20 protein-coding genes are annotated in these 20096 nt (G+C 41.9%); 2 read left to right on the top strand and 18 right to left on the bottom strand.

The window, feature by feature from the left end; translation table 11 throughout:
- Positions 1-54: 54 nt before the first annotated feature.
- The 5 genes from tatC to J9317_RS08395 form a co-directional block, all read right to left on the bottom strand.
- Complete coding sequence (tatC, locus tag J9317_RS08415; protein ID WP_211557850.1) at positions 55-792, bottom strand: twin-arginine translocase subunit TatC; 738 nt, start codon at positions 790-792, stop codon at positions 55-57.
- 59 nt (positions 793-851) lie between these two features.
- Positions 852-1034, bottom strand: a complete 183-nt coding sequence (tatA, locus tag J9317_RS08410) for a twin-arginine translocase TatA/TatE family subunit (RefSeq protein ID WP_211557848.1) — start codon at positions 1032-1034, stop codon at positions 852-854.
- A gap of 15 nt (positions 1035-1049) precedes the next feature.
- A complete protein-coding gene (locus J9317_RS08405; protein ID WP_211557846.1) occupies positions 1050-2936 on the bottom strand; it encodes an alkaline phosphatase D family protein in 1887 nt (628 codons plus the stop codon).
- Positions 2937-3122: 186 nt separating this feature from the next.
- Positions 3123-3659 carry a YtxH domain-containing protein gene (locus tag J9317_RS08400; RefSeq protein ID WP_211557844.1) on the bottom strand — a complete coding sequence of 179 codons (537 nt, stop codon included), beginning with the start codon at positions 3657-3659 and terminating at the stop codon, positions 3123-3125.
- Between the two features lie 130 nt (positions 3660-3789).
- On the bottom strand, positions 3790-5202 hold the full coding sequence (locus J9317_RS08395) for an NAD-dependent succinate-semialdehyde dehydrogenase (RefSeq protein WP_211562220.1): 1413 nt from the start codon (positions 5200-5202) through the stop codon (positions 3790-3792).
- A 118-nt stretch (positions 5203-5320) separates the two neighbouring features.
- Between J9317_RS08395 and J9317_RS08390 the strand changes: the two genes are divergently transcribed.
- A complete protein-coding gene (locus J9317_RS08390; protein WP_211557842.1) occupies positions 5321-5491 on the top strand; it encodes a hypothetical protein in 171 nt (56 codons plus the stop codon).
- Between the two features lie 36 nt (positions 5492-5527).
- Here J9317_RS08390 and J9317_RS08385 read toward each other — a convergent pair whose 3' ends face one another.
- From J9317_RS08385 to J9317_RS08375, 3 genes are all read right to left on the bottom strand, one after another.
- Positions 5528-5839 carry a hypothetical protein gene (locus J9317_RS08385; protein WP_211557840.1) on the bottom strand — a complete coding sequence of 104 codons (312 nt, stop codon included), beginning with the start codon at positions 5837-5839 and terminating at the stop codon, positions 5528-5530.
- Positions 5836-6174 (bottom strand): WXG100 family type VII secretion target, encoded by a 339-nt coding sequence (locus tag J9317_RS08380; protein ID WP_211557839.1) that lies wholly within the window; start codon positions 6172-6174, stop codon positions 5836-5838. Before J9317_RS08380 ends, J9317_RS08385 begins: the two co-directional genes overlap by 4 nt.
- Positions 6175-6466: 292 nt before the next feature.
- Complete coding sequence (locus J9317_RS08375; protein WP_211557838.1) at positions 6467-6787, bottom strand: hypothetical protein; 321 nt, start codon at positions 6785-6787, stop codon at positions 6467-6469.
- 710 nt (positions 6788-7497) lie between these two features.
- Here J9317_RS08375 and J9317_RS08370 point away from each other — a divergent pair.
- Complete coding sequence (locus J9317_RS08370; protein WP_211557837.1) at positions 7498-8121, top strand: DUF6944 family repetitive protein; 624 nt, start codon at positions 7498-7500, stop codon at positions 8119-8121.
- A 379-nt stretch (positions 8122-8500) separates the two neighbouring features.
- Here J9317_RS08370 and J9317_RS08365 read toward each other — a convergent pair whose 3' ends face one another.
- The 10 genes from J9317_RS08365 to J9317_RS08325 form a co-directional block, all read right to left on the bottom strand.
- Positions 8501-9280, bottom strand: a complete 780-nt coding sequence (locus J9317_RS08365) for a SurA N-terminal domain-containing protein (protein ID WP_211557832.1) — start codon at positions 9278-9280, stop codon at positions 8501-8503.
- Positions 9281-9455: 175 nt separating this feature from the next.
- Positions 9456-9851, bottom strand: coding sequence for a (deoxy)nucleoside triphosphate pyrophosphohydrolase (locus J9317_RS08360; protein ID WP_211557830.1), 396 nt, complete (start codon positions 9849-9851; stop codon positions 9456-9458).
- 543 nt (positions 9852-10394) lie between these two features.
- Positions 10395-11690 carry a hypothetical protein gene (locus tag J9317_RS08355; protein WP_211557828.1) on the bottom strand — a complete coding sequence of 432 codons (1296 nt, stop codon included), beginning with the start codon at positions 11688-11690 and terminating at the stop codon, positions 10395-10397.
- 12 nt (positions 11691-11702) lie between these two features.
- Positions 11703-12752 carry a dihydrodipicolinate synthase family protein gene (locus J9317_RS08350; protein ID WP_211557827.1) on the bottom strand — a complete coding sequence of 350 codons (1050 nt, stop codon included), beginning with the start codon at positions 12750-12752 and terminating at the stop codon, positions 11703-11705.
- The gene (locus J9317_RS08345; RefSeq protein ID WP_211557826.1) at positions 12753-13769 is read right to left on the bottom strand and encodes an NAD-dependent epimerase/dehydratase family protein; all 1017 of its coding nucleotides are present in this window, start codon (positions 13767-13769) and stop codon (positions 12753-12755) included. It lies immediately after the preceding gene.
- A 146-nt stretch (positions 13770-13915) separates the two neighbouring features.
- Positions 13916-14164: a hypothetical protein gene (locus J9317_RS08340; RefSeq protein ID WP_211557825.1), complete on the bottom strand. Its 249-nt coding sequence runs from the start codon at positions 14162-14164 to the stop codon at positions 13916-13918.
- Positions 14161-14430: a hypothetical protein gene (locus tag J9317_RS08335; RefSeq protein ID WP_211557824.1), complete on the bottom strand. Its 270-nt coding sequence runs from the start codon at positions 14428-14430 to the stop codon at positions 14161-14163. The genes J9317_RS08340 and J9317_RS08335 overlap by 4 nt, the downstream gene beginning before the upstream one ends.
- Positions 14431-15120: 690 nt before the next feature.
- The gene (locus J9317_RS20595; protein WP_249292076.1) at positions 15121-15705 is read right to left on the bottom strand and encodes an endonuclease/exonuclease/phosphatase family protein; all 585 of its coding nucleotides are present in this window, start codon (positions 15703-15705) and stop codon (positions 15121-15123) included.
- A 116-nt stretch (positions 15706-15821) separates the two neighbouring features.
- Positions 15822-18143, bottom strand: a complete 2322-nt coding sequence (locus J9317_RS08330; RefSeq protein ID WP_249292074.1) for a DUF8508 domain-containing protein — start codon at positions 18141-18143, stop codon at positions 15822-15824.
- Between the two features lie 355 nt (positions 18144-18498).
- Positions 18499-19908, bottom strand: coding sequence for a sigma-54 interaction domain-containing protein (locus J9317_RS08325; protein WP_211557822.1), 1410 nt, complete (start codon positions 19906-19908; stop codon positions 18499-18501).
- Positions 19909-20096: the final 188 nt, after the last annotated feature.

Genomic DNA, 20096 nt, shown 5'->3' with positions numbered 1-20096 from the left:
AATGGCAAAACAGGCCCGGCTCAAGTCCGGACCTGTTTTTTTAAAAGATGACATTTAAATTGGATGAAGCGGCTCTGGATTCGCTTTGCTGTGTTTTCTTTTAACGGCCGCAGCAGCCAGAAAAATACTTGCCTCAAATAGAAGTGCCATTGGAATCAGGACAAATAACTGCGAGCTGAAATCAGGCGGAGTGATGACCGCAGACAAAATGACTAGAACCAGGTAGACATATTTACGGTATTTTCTCATCATCGTTGGAGTGATTATCCCAAGGTTCGTTAAAAAGACAACCGCTGCCGGCAGCTCGAATAAAAACCCAAACGGCAAAACGATTTGAAAGAGAAAACCAAAATACTTTTCGGTTGTGAAAAACGCAGTAAACAGACCATCCGTCATGTTTAGCAGAAACCCTAATGCTGAAGGAAATACAACTAAATATCCAAAGCATATGCCCCCGGTAAATAAGATTCCAATTGCCGGAACAAACACATAGACAGCTTTTTTTTCTTCAATCGTTAAAGCCGGTCCAACGAATGCCCAAAGCTGGTGGGCTGCCACCGGAAAAACAGCAGCAATAGCCAAAATGTTCGCCATAGTAAAGTAAACCCACATAATTTCAGAAGGGCCCAATACAGTCAGCTTGATATCCGAATCGATTAAAAACCAGCGATAAAGATCATCTGCTAAAAAGAATCCGATTCCCAAAAAGACAGCATAGGCAAGACCGGTCACGAAAAGCCTTTTTCTTAATTCCTCAAGATGCTTTTGCCAAAAGGCCATTTGAGACATCATGTATCCCTCCCCCGATAGGATAGGGAGATCTTTTTAGATCTCCCTCTGATTCCCTCTCATCATTTTATTTCTTCGGCTTTTTTAGGGCTTTCATCTTTTATTGCTTCTCTCGTTCCGTTCTTAAATTCTTTTAGAGCAGCACCAAAGGACCTGCCGATTTCTGGAAGCTTGGAAGGGCCAAAAACAATAAGAGCAATAACCAATATTAAAATCAAACCTGGAACTCCAATATTTTGAATCATGTTCAATTTCCCTCCTTAGAAAATACTATTATCTTCAAGAATGACAAGCTCTGCCTTTTCATTAGGCACTTCACATTGCCAGAGCAATTCCTTCTTAGATGTTTCTTTTTCAATATTATCTACTTTGTAAGCTGTCCAAAGTGATTTCACCTTCGTTACTTCCAAAACTGCATATCCATGAGCTGTGCTGTCAAAAAGTTTAATCCAAGGATTTTCGACTTTGACGATGTTTTGGAGCTCCTTAAATAACACTTCTGCTGTAACTGTGCTGAGATCGCTCAATTTTGTTCTTAAAAGGCTGATTAGCTCGCTAATGGCGTCAGCAGGCATCGGACTTGATGGATCCGGAATTTTATTCAGGATATTTCGAATCGACTCCCTCAAGTTGCTGGACGTCACTGAGCCTACCATTAGTTCAACCCCTATCTGTTTCTCATCCTTAAACAGACCGTAGTTGTCTCTCATTACTGAAGCTTCAAATGTATGGAAGTCTCCCGTTAGGGCAATTAAATTGGAGATTCCATTATCCGTAATGGTTTTGGCAATAACATCACGTTCAAACGTATATCCATCCCACGCATCCAGATTAGCGAGTTTCCCAAGGATTTTTAACTGGGTAAGCTGCACTTCGTTTCCCCACAGCTTCCATTGCTGATTTGAATTTTTCAGTTCATTCAAAAACCAGTCCAGCTGCGAAGCTCCAAGCATCGTTCTTGCTGAGCTAGATACATTTTCGCACCCTCTAGTTAAATATCGGTCCAGCGTTTCCTCACCGCACGGATGGGAACTTCTGTATAACCGCTGATCGGTCATGATAATTTTTGCCAGGTTTCCGTATGTAAAGGAACGATAGATACGGATCGACTCTTCAAAACTTTTTTCTGGATTAAACGGAACTCTTGCCGGCATATATTCGTACCATGCCTGGTTGGCTACAAGTCTTCGTTCCGGGTTTGCATTGGGATCATCGTCTGGTGCGACGGCAGGATAGTAAGTGTCATTTGCAAACTCATGGTCATCCCATGTGGCAATCATTGCATGCCGACTGTGCAGTCTTTGGAGGTTGGGATCCGTACGATATGTTTTATAAAGCGTTCTGTAGTCCTCCAGTGAAGATGCTTTTGCCTGCCCGCTAGGCAACTTGATTTTTCTAGATGCGAGATTTCCCTGATAGGCGGCATCCCCTACAGATTCATAGATATAATCGCCAACATGAAGGAAGAAGGCGAGGTCTTCATCTGCCATGTGGCCGAGTGCGGTAAAATAACCGTTTGTATAATCCTGGCAGGAAACGTAGCCTAATTTTAAGCGCTGGACATCCGCCTGGTTTTTTGGCAGTGTTTGAAAACGTCCTGTCTGGCTGACGTAACCCTTCTTCGTAATAAAGCGGTAGTAGTAAGTTTCCGAAGACTCCAGAACTCCGTCTAAGTCCACCCTAACGACTTGATCATGTTCCTTCCAAATAGGCGAAAACCCTCTCGCATCCAAATTAGAGAAATCCTCTTGGCGGCTCACTTCAAACATGACAAAATGTCCCGCTTCGATGGCTGAAGAAAGCTGCTCATTTCCCGCATTCTCTCTTTCCATCCAATAAATTACATTCTCGCCAATTTGATTGTCCGTATAGCCAGATTCTTTATCCGGGTCTACTCTAGTCCAAATCATTGCCCCGGAATCAGTAGGGTCCCCAGATAATACGGCCTGCGGAAAACCTTCTCCTGCATTATAAACAGGGGCGTATGGCGCTGTTTCCGCTGCATGGGCTCTGGAAAGGATACCAGACAACCGGCCTGCACCTGATGCCTCTACGGCTACTACGGCCGAACCGGCTAAAAAGTATTTTAAAAACTTTCTTCTGTCCTGATCATATTCTTTATTGGAGTCTTCAAACTTGTCCTGCATCATCGTGCCTCCCATAGCATTTTTCAATACTTCTTTATTGTGGATAGGAATCATGAAGGAGGGTTTACAGATAAATAACAAACCTTTTAAAAGCTTGTTAAGGAAGGTAAATTTTATGGTAAATTAATGAACAAGAGGAAAATAAAAACGGACAGCAGGCTGCTGTCCGTTCTATGTAAACCATTATTATAATTTAGCTGAATCTTCTGCCCTTCCAGATTGACTTGGAATGGATGATTCGAAATTGGCTGTGCTTGTAGACGATGAACGCGTTTCATTTTCTTGAGATAATGGCTCTGTAAGCTCGGAACCGGCATCGGCTACTTTCACACCTACGTCTTTTACATCGCCTGCTGCTTCCTTCACATTATTAAGTGCTTCCTGTGAAGTTGCTGCGACTTCTGTTATTTTTTTAAAGACACCATTGTTCAAGCTTTCATAAATGTTTTGTGCATCACGGATAGCGGACTCCAGCGTGCTTCTTGCATTGTTAAATTGAGAAACGAATTGATCTTTAACTTCGCCAGGATTGTCTTTGACATTTTGGACAATGCCTACTGTCGAATCTTTGATGCCGGCAGCACCTTTCGTTACTTTACTGCGAGTAGTAGAATCCAGCATGGAAACAGCCCCGCCGATAATAGCACCTAAAATCATTCCTCTTACAAGCTTGCTGTTTTTATCCTTTTGTCTTTTGCTATCCTGAATTGTAACTTGTGTCATTGCTTGAACTCCTCCTCTAAATCGATTTGTCTATTAAGTACCCCAGCCTGCTAAGCGATAAACAGTAAAAATCCTACAAATTATAAAAAGCAGCAGCAAAAGGGGGCCGCCTTTAACAAACAGCCGTTTATCACTGCAGTCCAAGAGATACGTATTTCACTTCTAAATATTCTTCAATTCCATGCCGGCCGCCCTCTCGCCCAAGACCGCTTTCCTTCATGCCGCCAAACGGGGCTTGTGCAGTGGAAGGCAGTCCATCGTTTAAGCCAACAATGCCGTAATGAAGAGCTTCAACTATCCGGATGCCTTTGGATATATTTTCGGTAAATACATAGGCGGCTAGGCCGAATGGAGAATTATTAGCTCTTTTAATCGCTTCATCCATATCCTTCACACGGGTAACAGGTGCAACGGGACCAAATGTTTCCTCATTCATACAGAGCATATCATCCGATGCCTCGCTGATAATAACCGGTTCCATATAGTACCCTTTTGAATCAGGTGCGCTTTGTGGACTTTTTAAAAGGGTTCCTCCCTTTTTTTCAGCATCATTTAAATGCTCTCTAACTTTATTAACCCCATCATCATCAATGAGGGGCCCGATTGCCACACCTTCATCCAGCCCGTTCCCGACTTTCAAATTAAACACAGCCTGTTTAAACTTTTCTAAAAACTTATCATAAACAGCGTCATGGACGTATGCCCGGTTCGTACAAATACACGTCTGCCCTGAATTACGGAATTTAGAAGCAACCATTGCCTTAGCTGCGCCATCCAGATCCGCATCGTCCATCACGATAAACGGCGCGTGCCCGCCAAGCTCCAGTGAGATTTTTTTCATCGTATCAGCTGAACCTTTCATCAGCGTTTTCCCTACTTCGGTTGAACCGGTAAAAGATAATTTCTTCACTCTTTCATCTGCCATCCAGGCTTCAGAAATTTCTTGGGATGAACCGGTTATTACGTTCAGCACCCCTTTTGGGATCCCTGCTTCTTCTGCCAGTTCAGCCAATCTTAACGCTGTAAGAGGGGTAGAAGAAGCAGGCTTGACAACGGCTGTACAGCCTGCCGCTAATGCAGGTCCTACCTTTCTTGTTATCATCGCAGCAGGGAAATTCCATGGCGTGATAGCCGCAACGACACCTACTGGCTGTTTAATAACAAACAGACGCTTATTAGCAGCAGATGCAGGAATGGTTTCACCGTAAATACGCTTTCCTTCTTCTGCGTACCATTTGATGAAACTATTGGCATAGCCTACTTCTCCAATTGCTTCTTTAAGCGGTTTGCCTTGCTCCTTCGTCATGAGTTCACCAATCTCGTCCTGGTGCACTTTGATTAATGCATGCCACTTTTCCAGGTATTCAGCTCTGTCATAAGCAGTCAGGGAAGACCAATCTTTAAGTGCATCATGTGCTGCATCAACTGCGGATTTTGCTTCCTTGGCACCGCCTTTTGGAACAGAGGCAATAATGTCCTTCGTTGCAGGATTTTCGACTTCTATCGTTTCATCTGTTTGAATCCATTCTCCGTTTATGTATATCTGCCAATTTTTCAAATTAAACCCTCCCGTATAATATTGGACTTTCTATCTTTTTTCCACTAACCTGTATTATATTAAACATAAATGCTGGTTAGAACGGAGCTGGAGGCAGAGAATCATGAATCAAAATAAATTATGGAAAGCAGCTGGCGCTGTAGGCTTGATGGGATTGCTTGCATGGAATGAATTTAGAAGATTCAAAAAAGAGCTGGAAAAATCCAGCTTATCTGAAAGGAATGCAGAGTTAAAAACGGAGGATGAAGAAGACGATTCAAATCGAGATAGTTGAGAATCGATGTGTTCCCAATGAAAGGAGTAAAGCTGTTTATATTTGAGTCATTTGCTCTGCTGAATGCTGATCGGCAGTGCTTAGCTGGTCTGGCGTCAATCGGGTGATTTCTGCAAGCTGGGCCATGGTTTCGATTAGTTTTTCAATTTGGAGTTTTATAGAGGCTGCGTGGTAGGAAATATCCAGCTGTTCGATATCTGGATAATGTGAAGACGCTTTATAGTATGAATGGCTGAAGCCTTCCTGTACTTCCAGCAGCTCCCGCTCTCTTTCCTTCAGGCGGCTGCTTAATGAGAGCAGTTCATTTACATGAATGCTAATTTCCAAAGGTAGCTTTGAAGTGTTCATTGAAGTGATTCTCTCGCTTTCTCTTCTAGTTGAGCGGCAAGCTCAGTTAAACGGACTTCCTCATGCTGAAGTCCGGAGATCATTTGATTCATATGATCATATATCGCCGTAAAAGCGTCTGATGCTTCTTCCATGACCCGATTGAAACTTTCTGCACTCTTACCTTTCCAGTCATGGGCAGCTTCGGATACGTGGTTCGTCGTCTGGTGAATGATACCTGTGAACTGATCCATAATCTGAACTAATTCTCCCCTGAGCTGCTGTACCGCGTAGCAATCACCTTCTGTATTCATGACACTCCGCATCAGCTGGTTGAAGCGATCCATCTCATTCAATACCATTCACCTTCCATCTTCTTCTTTCTTCAAGTATAGGAGAAATTTTCAAGTTTGCACAACGGAAATTTGGATTATTATCTTTTGGGTCTACAAAGAAATTTTTGTCGAATATAGTCGAATATATAGGTCTGCTTATCAATATATGTGTATCTTACCTTATGTTTTTACAGAGACCTATGTCCTATTTTGTTTAATGAAGGAAATTCATGTGTAAGTTTGCCGGTTTTGACGTATGTTGCCGGCTTAATAATCATGCCTTTACTCACAATTATTTTACATATAATGGATTTTATGTTTTGATTTCTTCAAATTGAATTCGATCCTTTTTAGGCGTAAGCGGCTCCTCCTGAACTAAAAAATCACCGTAAGACCTGGGAATTTCCGCATACCCCGCGACACGGTCCTCTTTAACAAAAACAATTACATTCAAGTCATCTCTTTCTTCCAGATTATTATCAGGCTCGAAAGGCATCCCAAGCTGTTGTTCCATTTCTTCTTCTGTCGTATATGGTCTGAAAATATAGGCTTGATCCCACGAAAAGTCTGCTGCATCACTCAGTCTGAACTCTGATTTATGCTTGTCCATCTCTGAAAGGATGTTCTTTTTCAACGAATGACTTTCTTTTACATTTTGGCTGCATCCGGACATTATTATGAAAAAAAGTAATAGATAAGCTGACAAACATTTCATTTTTGAATATCCCTCCCTGCAATTTAAATCCTATCGTACTATGATTTAGATTGTTTTTCAGTGGGACGAAATGGGTGAATTTATTTCGGGGTCCTTAGAATGATCCTCTTCCCTGCTTTTATATGCACTGATTCATGTTGCCGGCCTTTCCCTAAAAAAGCCTGCACAGCCATTTAAAACGGCTTAAAGTATTTTCGGCAAATCTGCTCCTGCCGATGGCGTTTATTTTTCATACCGCAGCTGGAGCAGTTTATTATAAAAGAGTCAAACGAACAATTAAAGGCTAATCTCTTTCCCTGCTCCAATGCTTTAATACCAAATAGGATCTCACCAGCAAGCATCAGTCCTGATAAGAAACAATCAACATAAGAGAATCCACCCACCAGCAATTTTTTTTACCATAAATCTTAGATTAATAGAAAGAGAGTAGACAGTTCTTACAGTCTTTTCCTCCAAATCGTGTTTATGCCATTTAGCTTCTTGGACCGGAAATTAACTTTAAGACTTATTTAGAGCAGCAAAGTTTCCGAAAGCAGCCTTTCCTTTTTAAACCGTTCATGAGATGGAGCTTAAATCATTTCGGTTCGTCCCTGAATATAATACAAGATGACGCAAAAAGAGGTGAAAAAATGGCAGCATATGAAGTACTATTGGAAATAACCGGTGCGTGGATACAATCGGCTGGAACCGCTATTGCTGCCATTGGGGAAACAATGGTAGCAGGAGAGGAAGCGGGGTATGTTACAGGAGAAAGATTAGTAGTTATCGGAAACGGGATTGAAGCAACAGGAAATTCCCTTCAAGCCATAGCTCTCTCGTCCAATGTAACGCGCACCTTCTCAAGTCTGGGATCATGGCTGCAGGCTGCCGGAAATACAACAAATGCTGTGGCGGGGATTGTCATTCTTTATGGAGACGAGAAAGCTGGATTGAAGCTCGATATTCTAGGTGACTCGGTCCAATCAGCCGGAGCAGCTTTTGAAGCAAACTTCGTTGATGGAAGCCTTCCATTGGCAGGCGCTATCATTACAGGTGAATATCTTGTCTCTCTTGGAGCTGCACTTGAGGCGATTGGCGCATACTATATTCTAAAAGGGAAAAAGAAACACGGGGATGCAATTCAGGCTTTTGGAAGCTACCTTCAATTTGCTGGTGTGACAACTGTTGCTGGTGCGTTGACAAAAGGGGTTATTTGTAGAGATGGTTATATTACAGAAGGAGATTTATACGTATACCCCTGCAGCTATATATAAGCAGTGTACAGAGTCAACACGACATATCCCTCCCTTTCCCAGATATTCCTTCTTCTATATAATGCTGCTTAAATCAGAGACTTTCTCTAAAAGAATACATAGAAGTTCTTGTGCTGCATGCAGCCAGAGAAATTTACGAGTTTAATAGAAAATGTTCAATTCGATAAAATAGAAAAACTATCTTCTGAGCTATCTCCTCCTTAGAAATAAGAACGATTAATTTTCGCTTCCGCTCGAAATAACCGGATTGATAAGAATCACATTTATCCATAATGAACCCGATTTAAGAATCCACGTTCCTCCTATTTCAGGTTAAAATAGAAAAAAAGGCCCATGTGCAAGTGCATGGGCCTTTTTTTAAAGCTAAAGCTATTTATTCTTATATCTTAATTTCTATCTTAGCCGTTTTCTTAAGCTCTTCTACTTTCTTGCCTAGTGATTCGTTTTGTTTTTGCTGGGTCAGCTGCTGCTTGATTTGCGGTTTTACTTCCTCAAGCTTCGGCGGTTTTTGTCCGCCTTGTCCGCCCTGCTGTGCAAACTGATTGTAATACTCTTCGATCTCTTTGTCCGTTACCTCAGGTGCAGGAATTTCTTTGGATACATACTGGTTCATTTTAATGCTTTCAGCAACTTGCTCATTCAGCTGCTTTTCATCCATTCCCTGCATCTTGAGTGCTTCCTGAAACTTTTTATCGTCATTGTTGTATTGCTTTTTAATTTCATCGATCTGCTTCTTCACTTCATCAGCAGATGCATTGTATCCCTTTTTATCAGCTTCCTGCATCAGGATATTCTGACCGACCAGTGTATTAACGGTCTGATCTTTCACTTGCTTTTCTGCTTCTTTCGAAGTGGGGTCCTGACCCATTTGCTGCATTTGCATTTGAGTGGAAGACAGAACGCTGTTGTAGTCGCTTCCTGTAATAGCCTGTCCATTCACCGTAGCGACCGTTTTCTTATCATCTACTTTTTGAGCTTCCATTTTTTTCTGCATCTCTTCCATTTGCTTTTGCTGTTCTTTTTGGCTAGGCTGATCTGCTTTAGCCTGTTCTTCTGTTTTCTTTGGTTCTTCTTCCTTTTTCGCTTGATCTTGGGCTCCGCATGCTGCCAGAACCATACTCATTAATCCTATGGTGAGAGGATACATTATTTTCTTCATCTTTTCTCCTCCTGCTGCGATTATATTTGAAAATAGCTACAGTTCGCATTGTATCGAACAGGCAATGAAAAAGAAACCATTTACGTCCAAATGTTATCTCTTTGAAACGTTCTGTAATCTTGTAACAGTTTACTTTACAAAATAACAGCCGGAATACATATTCCCGGCTTAGCCTTCAGTTTCGATTATTCAGGTATATAACAGTAGGAATATCTGCTGGCGCCCAATCCAAATCATTAAGCTCATCCACAGCGGCCCATCTTAATTCTGCATGCTCCTTTGCTAATGGGTCCCCTGAAACGATGGACGCATGATAGGTTAATAAATTCACTATAACCTTGTCATATTCGTGTAAAACATCCTCAATTTTTTCGTTCACTTGAATTCTGCATCCAAGCTCTTCTTTAATCTCACGAACAAGACTCTCTTCTGGGCTTTCTCCTTCTTCAATTTTCCCGCCAGGAAACTCCCAAAAGTCGGGCAGTGACATTTGAGGAGAACGGAGAGCGCATAGAATTTGTTTTTGATCATTATGTATAACAGCTCCGACGACTTTAACGGTTTTTTTCATTTGGAAGTACCACCTTCATTATAAATATTAATTTTCATTGTAATGAGAGCTCCAGGCTTTTGGCCCTTAAAAGCTATGAATAAAATTTTTTTCAGCTTGGGGATGCCCGCATTCCTCTCGGCCAGCGGTGCTGCCGAGTCTCTTCTGTCCCGCTGCTTTTGGAAGTCTTTCATCTTCCGCTTCAACCAGCTCAAATTATTGGATGAGCAGAAAACAAAATATTCCGGTACCGAAATCCTGCTGTTCTGATCTGTTCCCATTTTATCATACTTTTTCTATAATAAGCTGATCAGCCGGGATACTGCTCTGAATAGGGGCTTTAGTTAGTATTTTAGAACCCTGCTTTTTGAGATCGTCTGCGGGGTCTCACCTGTCCCGCAGCTCCCGCTGGAGTCTGGATCCTTCCCCCCCAATCAGCCTAAGTCTTTATTGATCAAAACACATGGCTAAAAACATTTTTGAGCCCAAAATAATAACCCAAGATCATTACTCATACATCGAGCAATCTTGGGTTTTAGCAGGGCTTTTCAGACAGTATCCTGCCTACTTATCTTCCATAAAAATCCGGTAGAGCTGCCGCGGTCTGCCTTTTGATTTCAGCTTTTCTTCCCCAGCCGCTGCTGCAATCCCGGCTTCTGTCCATTGATGCAAAATCCGATGAGCGGTTCGGATTGTTACATTCAAAAGAGAAGCCATCTCATGAGCCGTATAAAATTCTTTCTCTGTCCGATTCAATTTAGCCAGCATCCGCTCCAAATGGATTGCTGACATCCCCGCTCTTTTCGCTCTGTCCATAACCTTTGCGTCTGATGAGGAAAGCCGGTACACCATGGGACTTGCCATCTCAATTGGTCCGACTGCACTTTTATCCTCCCGGACAATAAAACATTGATTGATTCCATATTCGGATGCTTGTCTTAAAGCAATTCTTGAATGTTCCCCCGCCTCGCTTGCCGTATACCCAAAGCCAATCCCCATCGAGAGCATTCTCTGGTTAATTTGTTTAGCTTCTTCAAGAAGCGGAATATGTTTATAGCCCTCAGTAACACGTTCAAATGCACCTCTTGTTGTGGCAAAAACATAATGCTCTCCGCCTAAATCGGTTAGATGCCCCTCAAGACTTTCTGCATAATCCAAAATTTTCGCGTGAAGCTTAAGCTTTTCACGCTGAAAATCGTGCTCTGATGCTGCACTCTCCATGAAACGGCCGTAATCCCCGATTCGTATCGTTCCAATCACAATTTGAGCTTCCAGGCTTTTTCTTTTTTCCGTAGAGAGCAAGGCACGCTCCAGCGCTACCACAATGTCCCCCTTTGTTGGCGTAACCCATTCTGCAGAGATTCCTGCCATTTCAAGCTCTGCGGCAACAGCCTTATTTCCCGTTAAAACCCCTGTGCATTTTTCTATAGCCATATGATTCATGTGCATTTCTACATTGGGAACATCCATCGCTTTAATAAATTTCGGCTTTTCATCCAGTTCCTGCAGCGCAGATTGTACCTGCTGAAGGGATAGCGTATCAATCGATAACCCTGACAGATCTCCCGTTTTATTTTTCAATCTGTGCAGTGATCGATATAACCCTGAGCCTTTTAAAGGAATATAGTGGACTGGTATTTTAAATTTATTTTCCTTGAATGCCTGCTGGTACGGTTTTTTTCCAGAGAATAAAAGAATGTCCGTTTTCTCTATTAGTTCCGCTGCAAAAAGAGAAGCATCCTCAATCCGGTCAGAGAGCCTGAAAACAGGCTTCAGGGAAGGAAAGTCTTTTATTGCCGTTCTAATATTCTCACCGATTTCATGAGGGCCGATAATGCCAATGATGATTGGCTGTTTCAAATCTCTTTCCTCCTACCTTGCGACAGTCCATTCGTTTAGCTGAGAACGAACGAAAGCATCGTCGTGCAAATGCGGATAGTTTTTATAGACCCGGCTGATTTCTTCTGATTGTCCCGGACTTAGCTGGTCAGAATCATTCAGGCACCAGTTCCCCTTTAGTAATCCCTGTCTTTTCAAAACTTCATTAATCCCAGCGATGCAGCCTTTGAATTGGTGGGCGGGATCAAAGAATGCTGCATTCGCATCCGTAATTTGTGTTCCGAGCGCCAATAAATCTTTATATCCCTCACCAGTCTGTCTTGCTTTCTTGATCCTTTCAAGGAGCAAGACTGCCGGTTTCGTCCACACTGCCCAGTGGCCAAGCAAGCCCCCCGCAACCTCCTTCTCCACGATTTGTCCATTAACATTGAATCGGAATACTGTAAGCAGGTCTGCCACAATATTATCATCATTCCCGGTATAAAGGGCAATGTCCTCACGCCTGCTTGAATGACACACAGCACGGGCCACATCAAGGGTTTGATATCGGTTAAACGGAGCCATCTTTATTGCAGCAACTCCGGGAATCTCAGCCATTTCCCTCCAGAATTCGTACGTAAATAAACGTCCCCCAACCGAAGGCTGAAGATAGAATCCGAATACCGGAAGAATTTCGCTGATTTGCCTTGTACGCTCAAGCAATTGGACTTCTGATTGATTAATCAGTCCCCCGCTGCTCACCAGGGCAAGATCATAGCCCAAGCTTTTAGCAAGCTCCGCTTCTTCCAAAGCCTGCTCTAAAGGCCCGCAGACACCTGCAATTTTTAAAAAGGGCCGGCTCATTGTTTCTGCTTCTTCAGCTGCCATGCGAAGAACTGGCTCAAGCATATTGATACCAGGTTCACGGATTTCAAATTGGGTTGTATGAACTCCTGCTGCGATACCCCCTGCTCCGCTTGCCATATAGTAGCGGGTAAGCGCACGCTGATGCTCTTCATCAAGCTGCCGGTCAGCTGTTAATGCAAGAGGATGAGCCGGAATAACGGTTCCTTCCCTTAATAAAGCCCATTTTTCTTTATCCAATCAATACGCCCCCTGTCGTTCCTGAAAATGAGTCGGTTTATTGATTGTTTCACCATCTGACATAACCCATTCAGCCGTCCAATCAATCATCTCAAGGAGTGTCACATTGGGGTAGCCAAATAGCTGATGTGACTTAGAAGCATTGCTAATCAAAGCAGTATTTTGTTCTTCCCCTGTAAAATTCGGCTTTTCATTAAAACGTTTCCCAAACTCCGCTGCGAGCCAGCGAATGCTTACTGTTTCAGGACCGGTCACATTAAGAATAATCGGCGGTGATTGACAGATAGATAATGAGCGTATCGCCATCTCGTTGGCATCTCCCTGCCATATCACGTTAACCTGCCCCATTGTCACATCGATGGCTTTCCCTGATTTCACTGCTTTTGCTACTTCGAGTAAGACCCCATAACGCATATCAATCGCATAATTTAAGCGGAAATGCACCATTGGAATCCCATATTGATGTGAAAAATAAGTAAAAACCCGTTCCCTTCCAAGACTTGATTGCGCATATTCACCAACAGGGCCCGGATCATGTTCCTCAGTTGCCCCGCCTTTAAAAATTTCTGTAAGAGGATAGACATTTCCTGTTGAAAAGGAGACGATTCTTGAATGCCTATAATGCTCCGCTACCCTGCCAGGCAAATAAGTGTTCATAGCCCATGTAAAATGCTCATTGCCTTTCGTTCCAAATTTATTTCCCGCCATATATATTACGTTCTCTGAGGCAGGCAATCCTTTTAGCTGCTCATCCTTCAAAAGGTCAGCGGCAATTGTTTCCACCCCGTTCTTTTCAAGATCTGCTCTGACTTCATTTCCGGAAAAACGGGATACAGCGATGACCCGCTGCTTGCCTCCTCCTTCTTTGATTGCGTTTTTTGCCAGTTTTGCTAATGTTGGCCCCATTTTTCCGCCTGCACCGAGTAATATCACGTCACCATTCAGGTTTTTCATATCCTGCACAAGAGCATTGGATGGATGCGTCATCCTTTCCTCAAGCTGCTGTATCGTCTTCAATTGATTTCCCCCTTTTCATTTAACATAATTTTCTGAATTATTTATAGTTTACTATTTAGAGACATGTCTATAATAGGTCTTTAATTCGAAAATATAATAATGATAAATACGGAAAAAAAACTGCCTCATTAAGAGCCAGCCATTCCTCAATTATTTTGGGCGCTTGCTTCTGAGAGCAGTTTTTTCATTTGATTCAATTTCGTCCGGTATTGAATTATTTTTGCATCCATTTGTTCTTTTAAATGTTCAATGGAATCGGTCGAAGTTAAATGATTGTCAGGATAGTCAGAATCAAACATCGCGTTAAGAATCCTCGTAGCTTCAGTAGCAGACTCTTCAGCTTTTTCCACTTCAAGCTTCAGTCTGGAAAGCTCTTTGCCCCTTTTTTCCATCATGTTTTCACCATAAACTTGAGAGATTTATTCATTTCCTGCCTGAGCTCAAGGCCTATTTTTTTTAGTTCTCTCTCTGCATGCTGAAGGTCTAAAGCTGCCTCTTTGAATTGTAAGGAAAAACGCGTATCATCAATGTCGGCTTTTTGAAAAAGTAAACTTGTTTCCGGAAACTTGTTTAGAAATTCTCCAACCTTGTCTGTTTTATAAAGAAGTACAGCAACTTCTCCCGTCATAGGTCTGCTTTGATTATACGTTTCACCAATCATATCTGCCCCTCCTCCGTTACGGCCTGTGACGATCGTAATCTGCTGATCATAATTGCTGAAAAGTGCTAAATGAGTATTTGTATATAAGATACCCTGTATGATCAATAGGTCAAACAGGCTTTTTTAAGCTATTTTCAGTTTTGTTTGATATTTTTTTGTAAACGGCGGACAACATCACACCTGCTGCAATAAAACCTGCGGCCCCTATCAATCCCAGGATCCGACTAGGTATCCGCTCTAAAAGAAGGCCCGCTCCAAACATGGACATCCCTAAAATGGTGTTTGATAATGTTGAATGCAAGCCGAAAATCTTCCCCTGATGCTTGCTCGGACATTCCTTCATAAACATGAAGTCAAAGCAAGTGTTCCCGATGCCTGAAAAAAATCCCAGCATGATGAATAAAATCACCGCTGCGGCAGCGGCTGCAGTGCTGCTTAAAAATCCAAGAGAAACCCCTTCAGCAAAAAGAGCCAGCAGTCCAATCTATTAGATGTTAATGAAATATATCATTAAGGCAACAAATTTTTAAATAAAAAATCAGCGGAGAGTTATTTCTCCGCTGATTAGTTCAATATCGAGTTAATAGTATTTATATTAATTTTACACCGAAATCAGGTGACAGAAATAAGGTCTTGCAGGATTGTAGCCTCAAAAAAGACCTGCTTGCTATCAGCAGGTCTTCGTAAGTTTTAACGAAAGCACAACTTATCATACTGGTCTTTATAGGAGTCTGGAAGCTGTTCCAGAATACTGCATATTCTCTTCTTTGAGCTGAAATCTACTTGTATCATTAGTGGATCATGGTCGCTCGCGCGGCCTTGCTGTTCCATGAAAGAGGAGTTAATGTGAACAATATCCGCTTTAGTCGTTTGAGCAAGGTGCTTAGAGACTAGGATATGATCAAGTACCTGAGAGTTTCCTTGATAAGTATAAGAGTATCTTTCTTCAGGTTTGATTTTATCTACCATGTTGCTAAGTTCAGACCCTTTTAGGATCTCGAACGTTTTTGAGAACTCAAAATCATTAAAGTCTCCCAGGGCAATTATGCTGGCTTGAGGATCCTTGTTTTTAATATCCTTTACGAAAGAGTTTACAATTCCGGCAATTTGATGGCGCTGAATTTCGCTCTTTAGCAGAGGAGGCTGATTTTTGCCGAAAAGCGGCTCATCTCCGCCTTTAGAGTTAAAATGATTGGCAATGACAATGACATTTTCTCCTTCGAACTTAAACTGTGCAGCAAGCGGTTTTCTGCTTGATTCGAACGCTTTGTTCATGGGATCAATGCGTCCTGGATTTAATGTAAGTTTGCCTTTTTCATAACCAACAGCCTGGGTAGCTGTACCCTTTGTTCCAGGTGCTAGTGTTACCCGTTTTTTGTTATAGAGAAAACCTACACGAATGTTTCCTCCCGGCTGTCCGCCGTCTTTTTATCTTCCGGAGCAATATCTGTAAAGGCGTATTCCGGACCGCCAAGTGCTTTTATTTTATCAATTAGCTTTTTGAAGCTTTGGTCAGCTGCTGTCGTTCCCGTATCAGCTGGTCCATCATTATCCTGAATTTCAGTTAACCCAATAATATCAGGATTCTTTAGGTTTTTGACAATAGCTTGTGCTAACTTTGTCACTTTTTCATCACTGTCTGCTGGAGAGAAGTTTTCTACATTATAAGAAGCAACAGTAAGTTCATCTTTTTTGCTTTTAATAGAAGTAGTTTCTCTTTCCGTATTACCAGATATGAATTTAGGAAGGTCACTGCTTGGGCTTAAAATTTTGAAATTGCTGAAGCCGTAGCTCATCACCCCATTTATCGTTCCTTCAAAATAATCTCCTGTTTTAGCAAGAAAAGATTCATCATTGATGTCAATATGAAGGCGTTCTGGATTAAAATCTGTTTTTTCAGCCCGCAGTCCGCCGCTTTTGGTATTTGTTTTCACATTTCCCGGCACCACTACAAGTTCACCATAGTTTTGAGGAGCTACCACTTTAGGATTTTCAACGGCCACTCTCATTCCTTCAAGGCTTTCGTAAAAATCGATACCGTCTTCATCCGGATCGAAGGCTGCAAATTGATCGTTGTCAATGACTTCTGCAGGAGCGACGCGGTCTTTACCGATTACAACCGGTTCTGGCAAAGCTGTTCCTGAGGAAACTTTTGTGATTGCGGAGGCATTGATTTCTGTCATAGCTAAGTCCGTTTGAAGCTTTTCGCTGTAGCCTTCCAATACCCACTCTTTTACCTGTCCGCTTGCTTTAACTACGTCTCCGGCTTTTAAGCCATGGGACTTTTTGTAAACAAGAATTCCCTCTGACGTATTTTTATTATCATCTGGCTTTAAATCCTGCATATAAAAATTGCTGCTGTCTGCAACGTGTGTGACAATCCCTTCAACATCGGCTACAGTTTGTCCGTTAAAAGGAGATGTATGGCTCTCACTCTGTAAATCATGAATTCTTACCGCATCTTTTTGAATTTTATATTCAAATTCTGCAGCTTCACTAGAATTCAATCCTGTTTTTATAGCGATTGCTTTAACAACCGTATCTTTTTCAATCTTTATTGGTCCAGTGTATTTTGCTGATTGAGCAGTCGGCTGGCTGCCATCAAGGGTGTAATGGATAGCTGCTCCCTGTGTTTCTGATGAAAGAGTTACTTCGGTGTCTTTTTTCACAAACCCGGATGCAGGGTTCGCAGTGACAGGACGCACAGCTGAAGCATCCTCTGTAATATCCTCTGCACTTCTTGGAACAAGCTTGTATTCGTTAAAATTATAATCAATTACTCCAGTGATCGAATCATAAGTCTTCCCCGATTCTAACAGCGAACTGTCAGCAGGCTTAATAACGAATTTACCTTTAGAGTCTGAGGCAGCAAAGTTTCCATTGCTATCTTTTGTACCGGCAGATATATTCTTTACTGTAACAATTTCTCCCTCTGTTTCTTCATTCAAATCCTGAGAAGAAATAATTTGCGGAGCTGGAACGCCAGCATTTTCCTGTACAATCTCTATTGATTCAAGATTAGCCGGTTCAAGCTGCGGCATTCCAAAATAATCATTGACTGGCCCAGCCGCTCTAATTTTATCTCCGATCTTGACTTTCGAGTCCAAACTTGCAGCTCTTACAATAAGTCCGGCAGTTGCATCTTGAATGAAAACATTGTTTTTGCCACCTGCTGTAAATATAGCGGTTACCGTTCCAATAACGGATGCAGATGTTCCTTTAGGCAGAATACGTGCGCTGGCAATGGTCTTTTCTCCAGCTCCGGGAGGTACACTGGTGTCATCAGAAAATACCATGCTGCTGGCATTTTTTATTCCTGGCATTCCATTATAAGCAAGAAGTTCGCCGGTTACTTTAATCTTTTTACCAATGTTTGCTGGATTGGTTTGAAGACCAAACTTTGCCCGGAAGCTTGCTGGCAGCTGGACCGAGACCATTTTGTTTACATCTTTTTCTGTGCTGCTGTCTGCAATCGCAACATTGTAATCGTTACCAAAAGGCGGGTCATATTTTACTGATTTTGAACCTGTTGTGTGAGCTGTGATATAACCCTCAACAGCTGCTGTCTGGCCATTGTTGTTTGCGATGGCATCTGCTACGGTTAGGGTGTCTGCTGCTTTTGAGACACTTATAGATCCCGGTGCAAGCAAACTTAAAATCATTGCAAATACGATAGCTAATTGAACGAACCACTTCGAATTCCTTTTGTTCATTTTTTATCCTCCTTTGGTAAAATCCTCGTAAAAAATATATATCAATGTTCCTGGTATTTCTATGTGATTCTTGTAAATTTTTCACACTTCAGTGTAAATAAAATGACGATTTGATTAATCACGCCTATGCATATCCATACAAAATTAGGCCTTTTGAGACATTTTCTTCTAAATCAGATTCGACTTTCCTCAGCAATTTATCTTAAATTTCAAAATTCGACAAATCCTGATAAGAGATGACTACTTCTATATTTCTAAGATAATCTCTGCAAATAATAGAATGCATAAGTCCTTTTTACATAGATCTTGAGAATCAGTTCTAAAGTAACGTTCTTTTCATCTGATAAATTTACATTCATTTTATTGAATACTGCTTGCATTTATCATATAAACTCGTCTTTCCAATTTCTAATAGCTTTGCAGCTTCCGCTTTATTTCCCTCCGCCTTTTTTAAAGCATTTATAATGGCTGATTTCTCCGCCTGCAAAACAGTCTCTCTTAAAGGAATTATTTGAAAGGTCTGTTCTTGAAAAAATGAAGAATCAAGATGGGCAGAGGACACCGATCTTTCTTCTCCTCTTAAATAAAGCGGCAAATGCTCCGGCATAATGATTTGTCCATCCAGCACATTCACTGCACGCTCCAGAACATTTTCAAGTTCACGGATGTTTCCCGGCCAATTATGCTGTTCGAGACAGAGGGTAGCAGCTTCGGAAAGTACGAGACCTCGGCGGTGAAACTTTCCTTCCAGTTTTTTAAGCAGCACGGCACTGACAGGCCCTATGTCCTCTCGTCTTTCCCTTAATGAGGGGATATCGATTTTAATGACATTAAGACGGTAGTAGAGGTCCTGGCGGAATAAACCTCTCTCGACCATTTCTTCAAGGTTCCGGTGAGTTGCAGCAATAATGCGCACGTCAATCCTGACGGGTGCTCTTCCTCCTATTCTTTCAATTTCTTTCTCCTGCAGCACTCTTAATAATTTGCTTTGCATTTGCAGGGGAAGATCCCCGATTTCATCAAGAAATATCGTTCCTTTATTGGCTAGCTCAAATTTCCCTTTCTTCCCGCCTTTTTTTGCTCCTGTAAAGGAACCTTCTTCATATCCGAATATTTCAGATTCAAATAAGTGCTCTGGTATTGATGCGCAGTTCAGTCTCATAAACGGTGCGTATCTTCTCCCGCTTGTATGATGGATAGCATGGGCAAATAGTTCTTTGCCTGTTCCCGATTCACCGAGGAGAAGAACAGCTGAATGACTGTCCGAAACACGCTCTGCAAGAATCTTTGCTTCTTTAAATTTTCGGCTCTCTCCGATTAGATCCCCAAAATGATATTTACTGTGAAGTTCTTTTTCAAAACGATTTTTATAATAGTTCAGCTCTTCCATTAACGGCTGCAGCTTCCTTGAGTAATCAAGCCACTCCTTGGGATTCCGGAACATCACTGTCCCCACTGCTCCCACAAGCTCCCCTCCGACAAAAAGCGGATATCGGTTAGCCACCATTTCGCTTCCATTAATTGGGTGGATCGATGCTACCTCTGCCTTTCCGGTTTTTGCAACAATTTGCATCCTGGAATTTTCAATAATATCCTGTACTGGCTTTCCGATCGCTTCTTCGGCTGACACTTGAAGAAATTCGCAGTATGCGTGGTTCATATAAAGAATGATTCCGTTATGATCCACGACAACCGTGCATTCCGCAGCGAGATTAATCACTTCTTCAAGCCATTCCGATGGAATCAGTTCGATGAGTCCCTTCATATTCCCTTCTCCCCTTGTTAACGCTTTCAATTAGTTGAATCTATCATACTTATAGAAGTTCAGTGAAATCAAGAGAAAGAGCCGCTTTAATCTTATATCATTTTGTTTCAAATTTTTTCTGTTGCTGAATTAAAATGGTGCTATACTATTTCAGTAACAAAAAGCATATGTTACTAGTTTCTCATTTT

Origin of the sequence: Metabacillus flavus (assembly GCF_018283675.1) — a bacterium.
In the GTDB taxonomy this organism is placed as follows: domain Bacteria; phylum Bacillota; class Bacilli; order Bacillales; family Bacillaceae; genus Metabacillus_B; species Metabacillus_B flavus.
The sequence above is the reverse complement of the archived record's forward strand: the minus strand, read 5'-3'. Positions and strand labels throughout refer to the sequence as shown.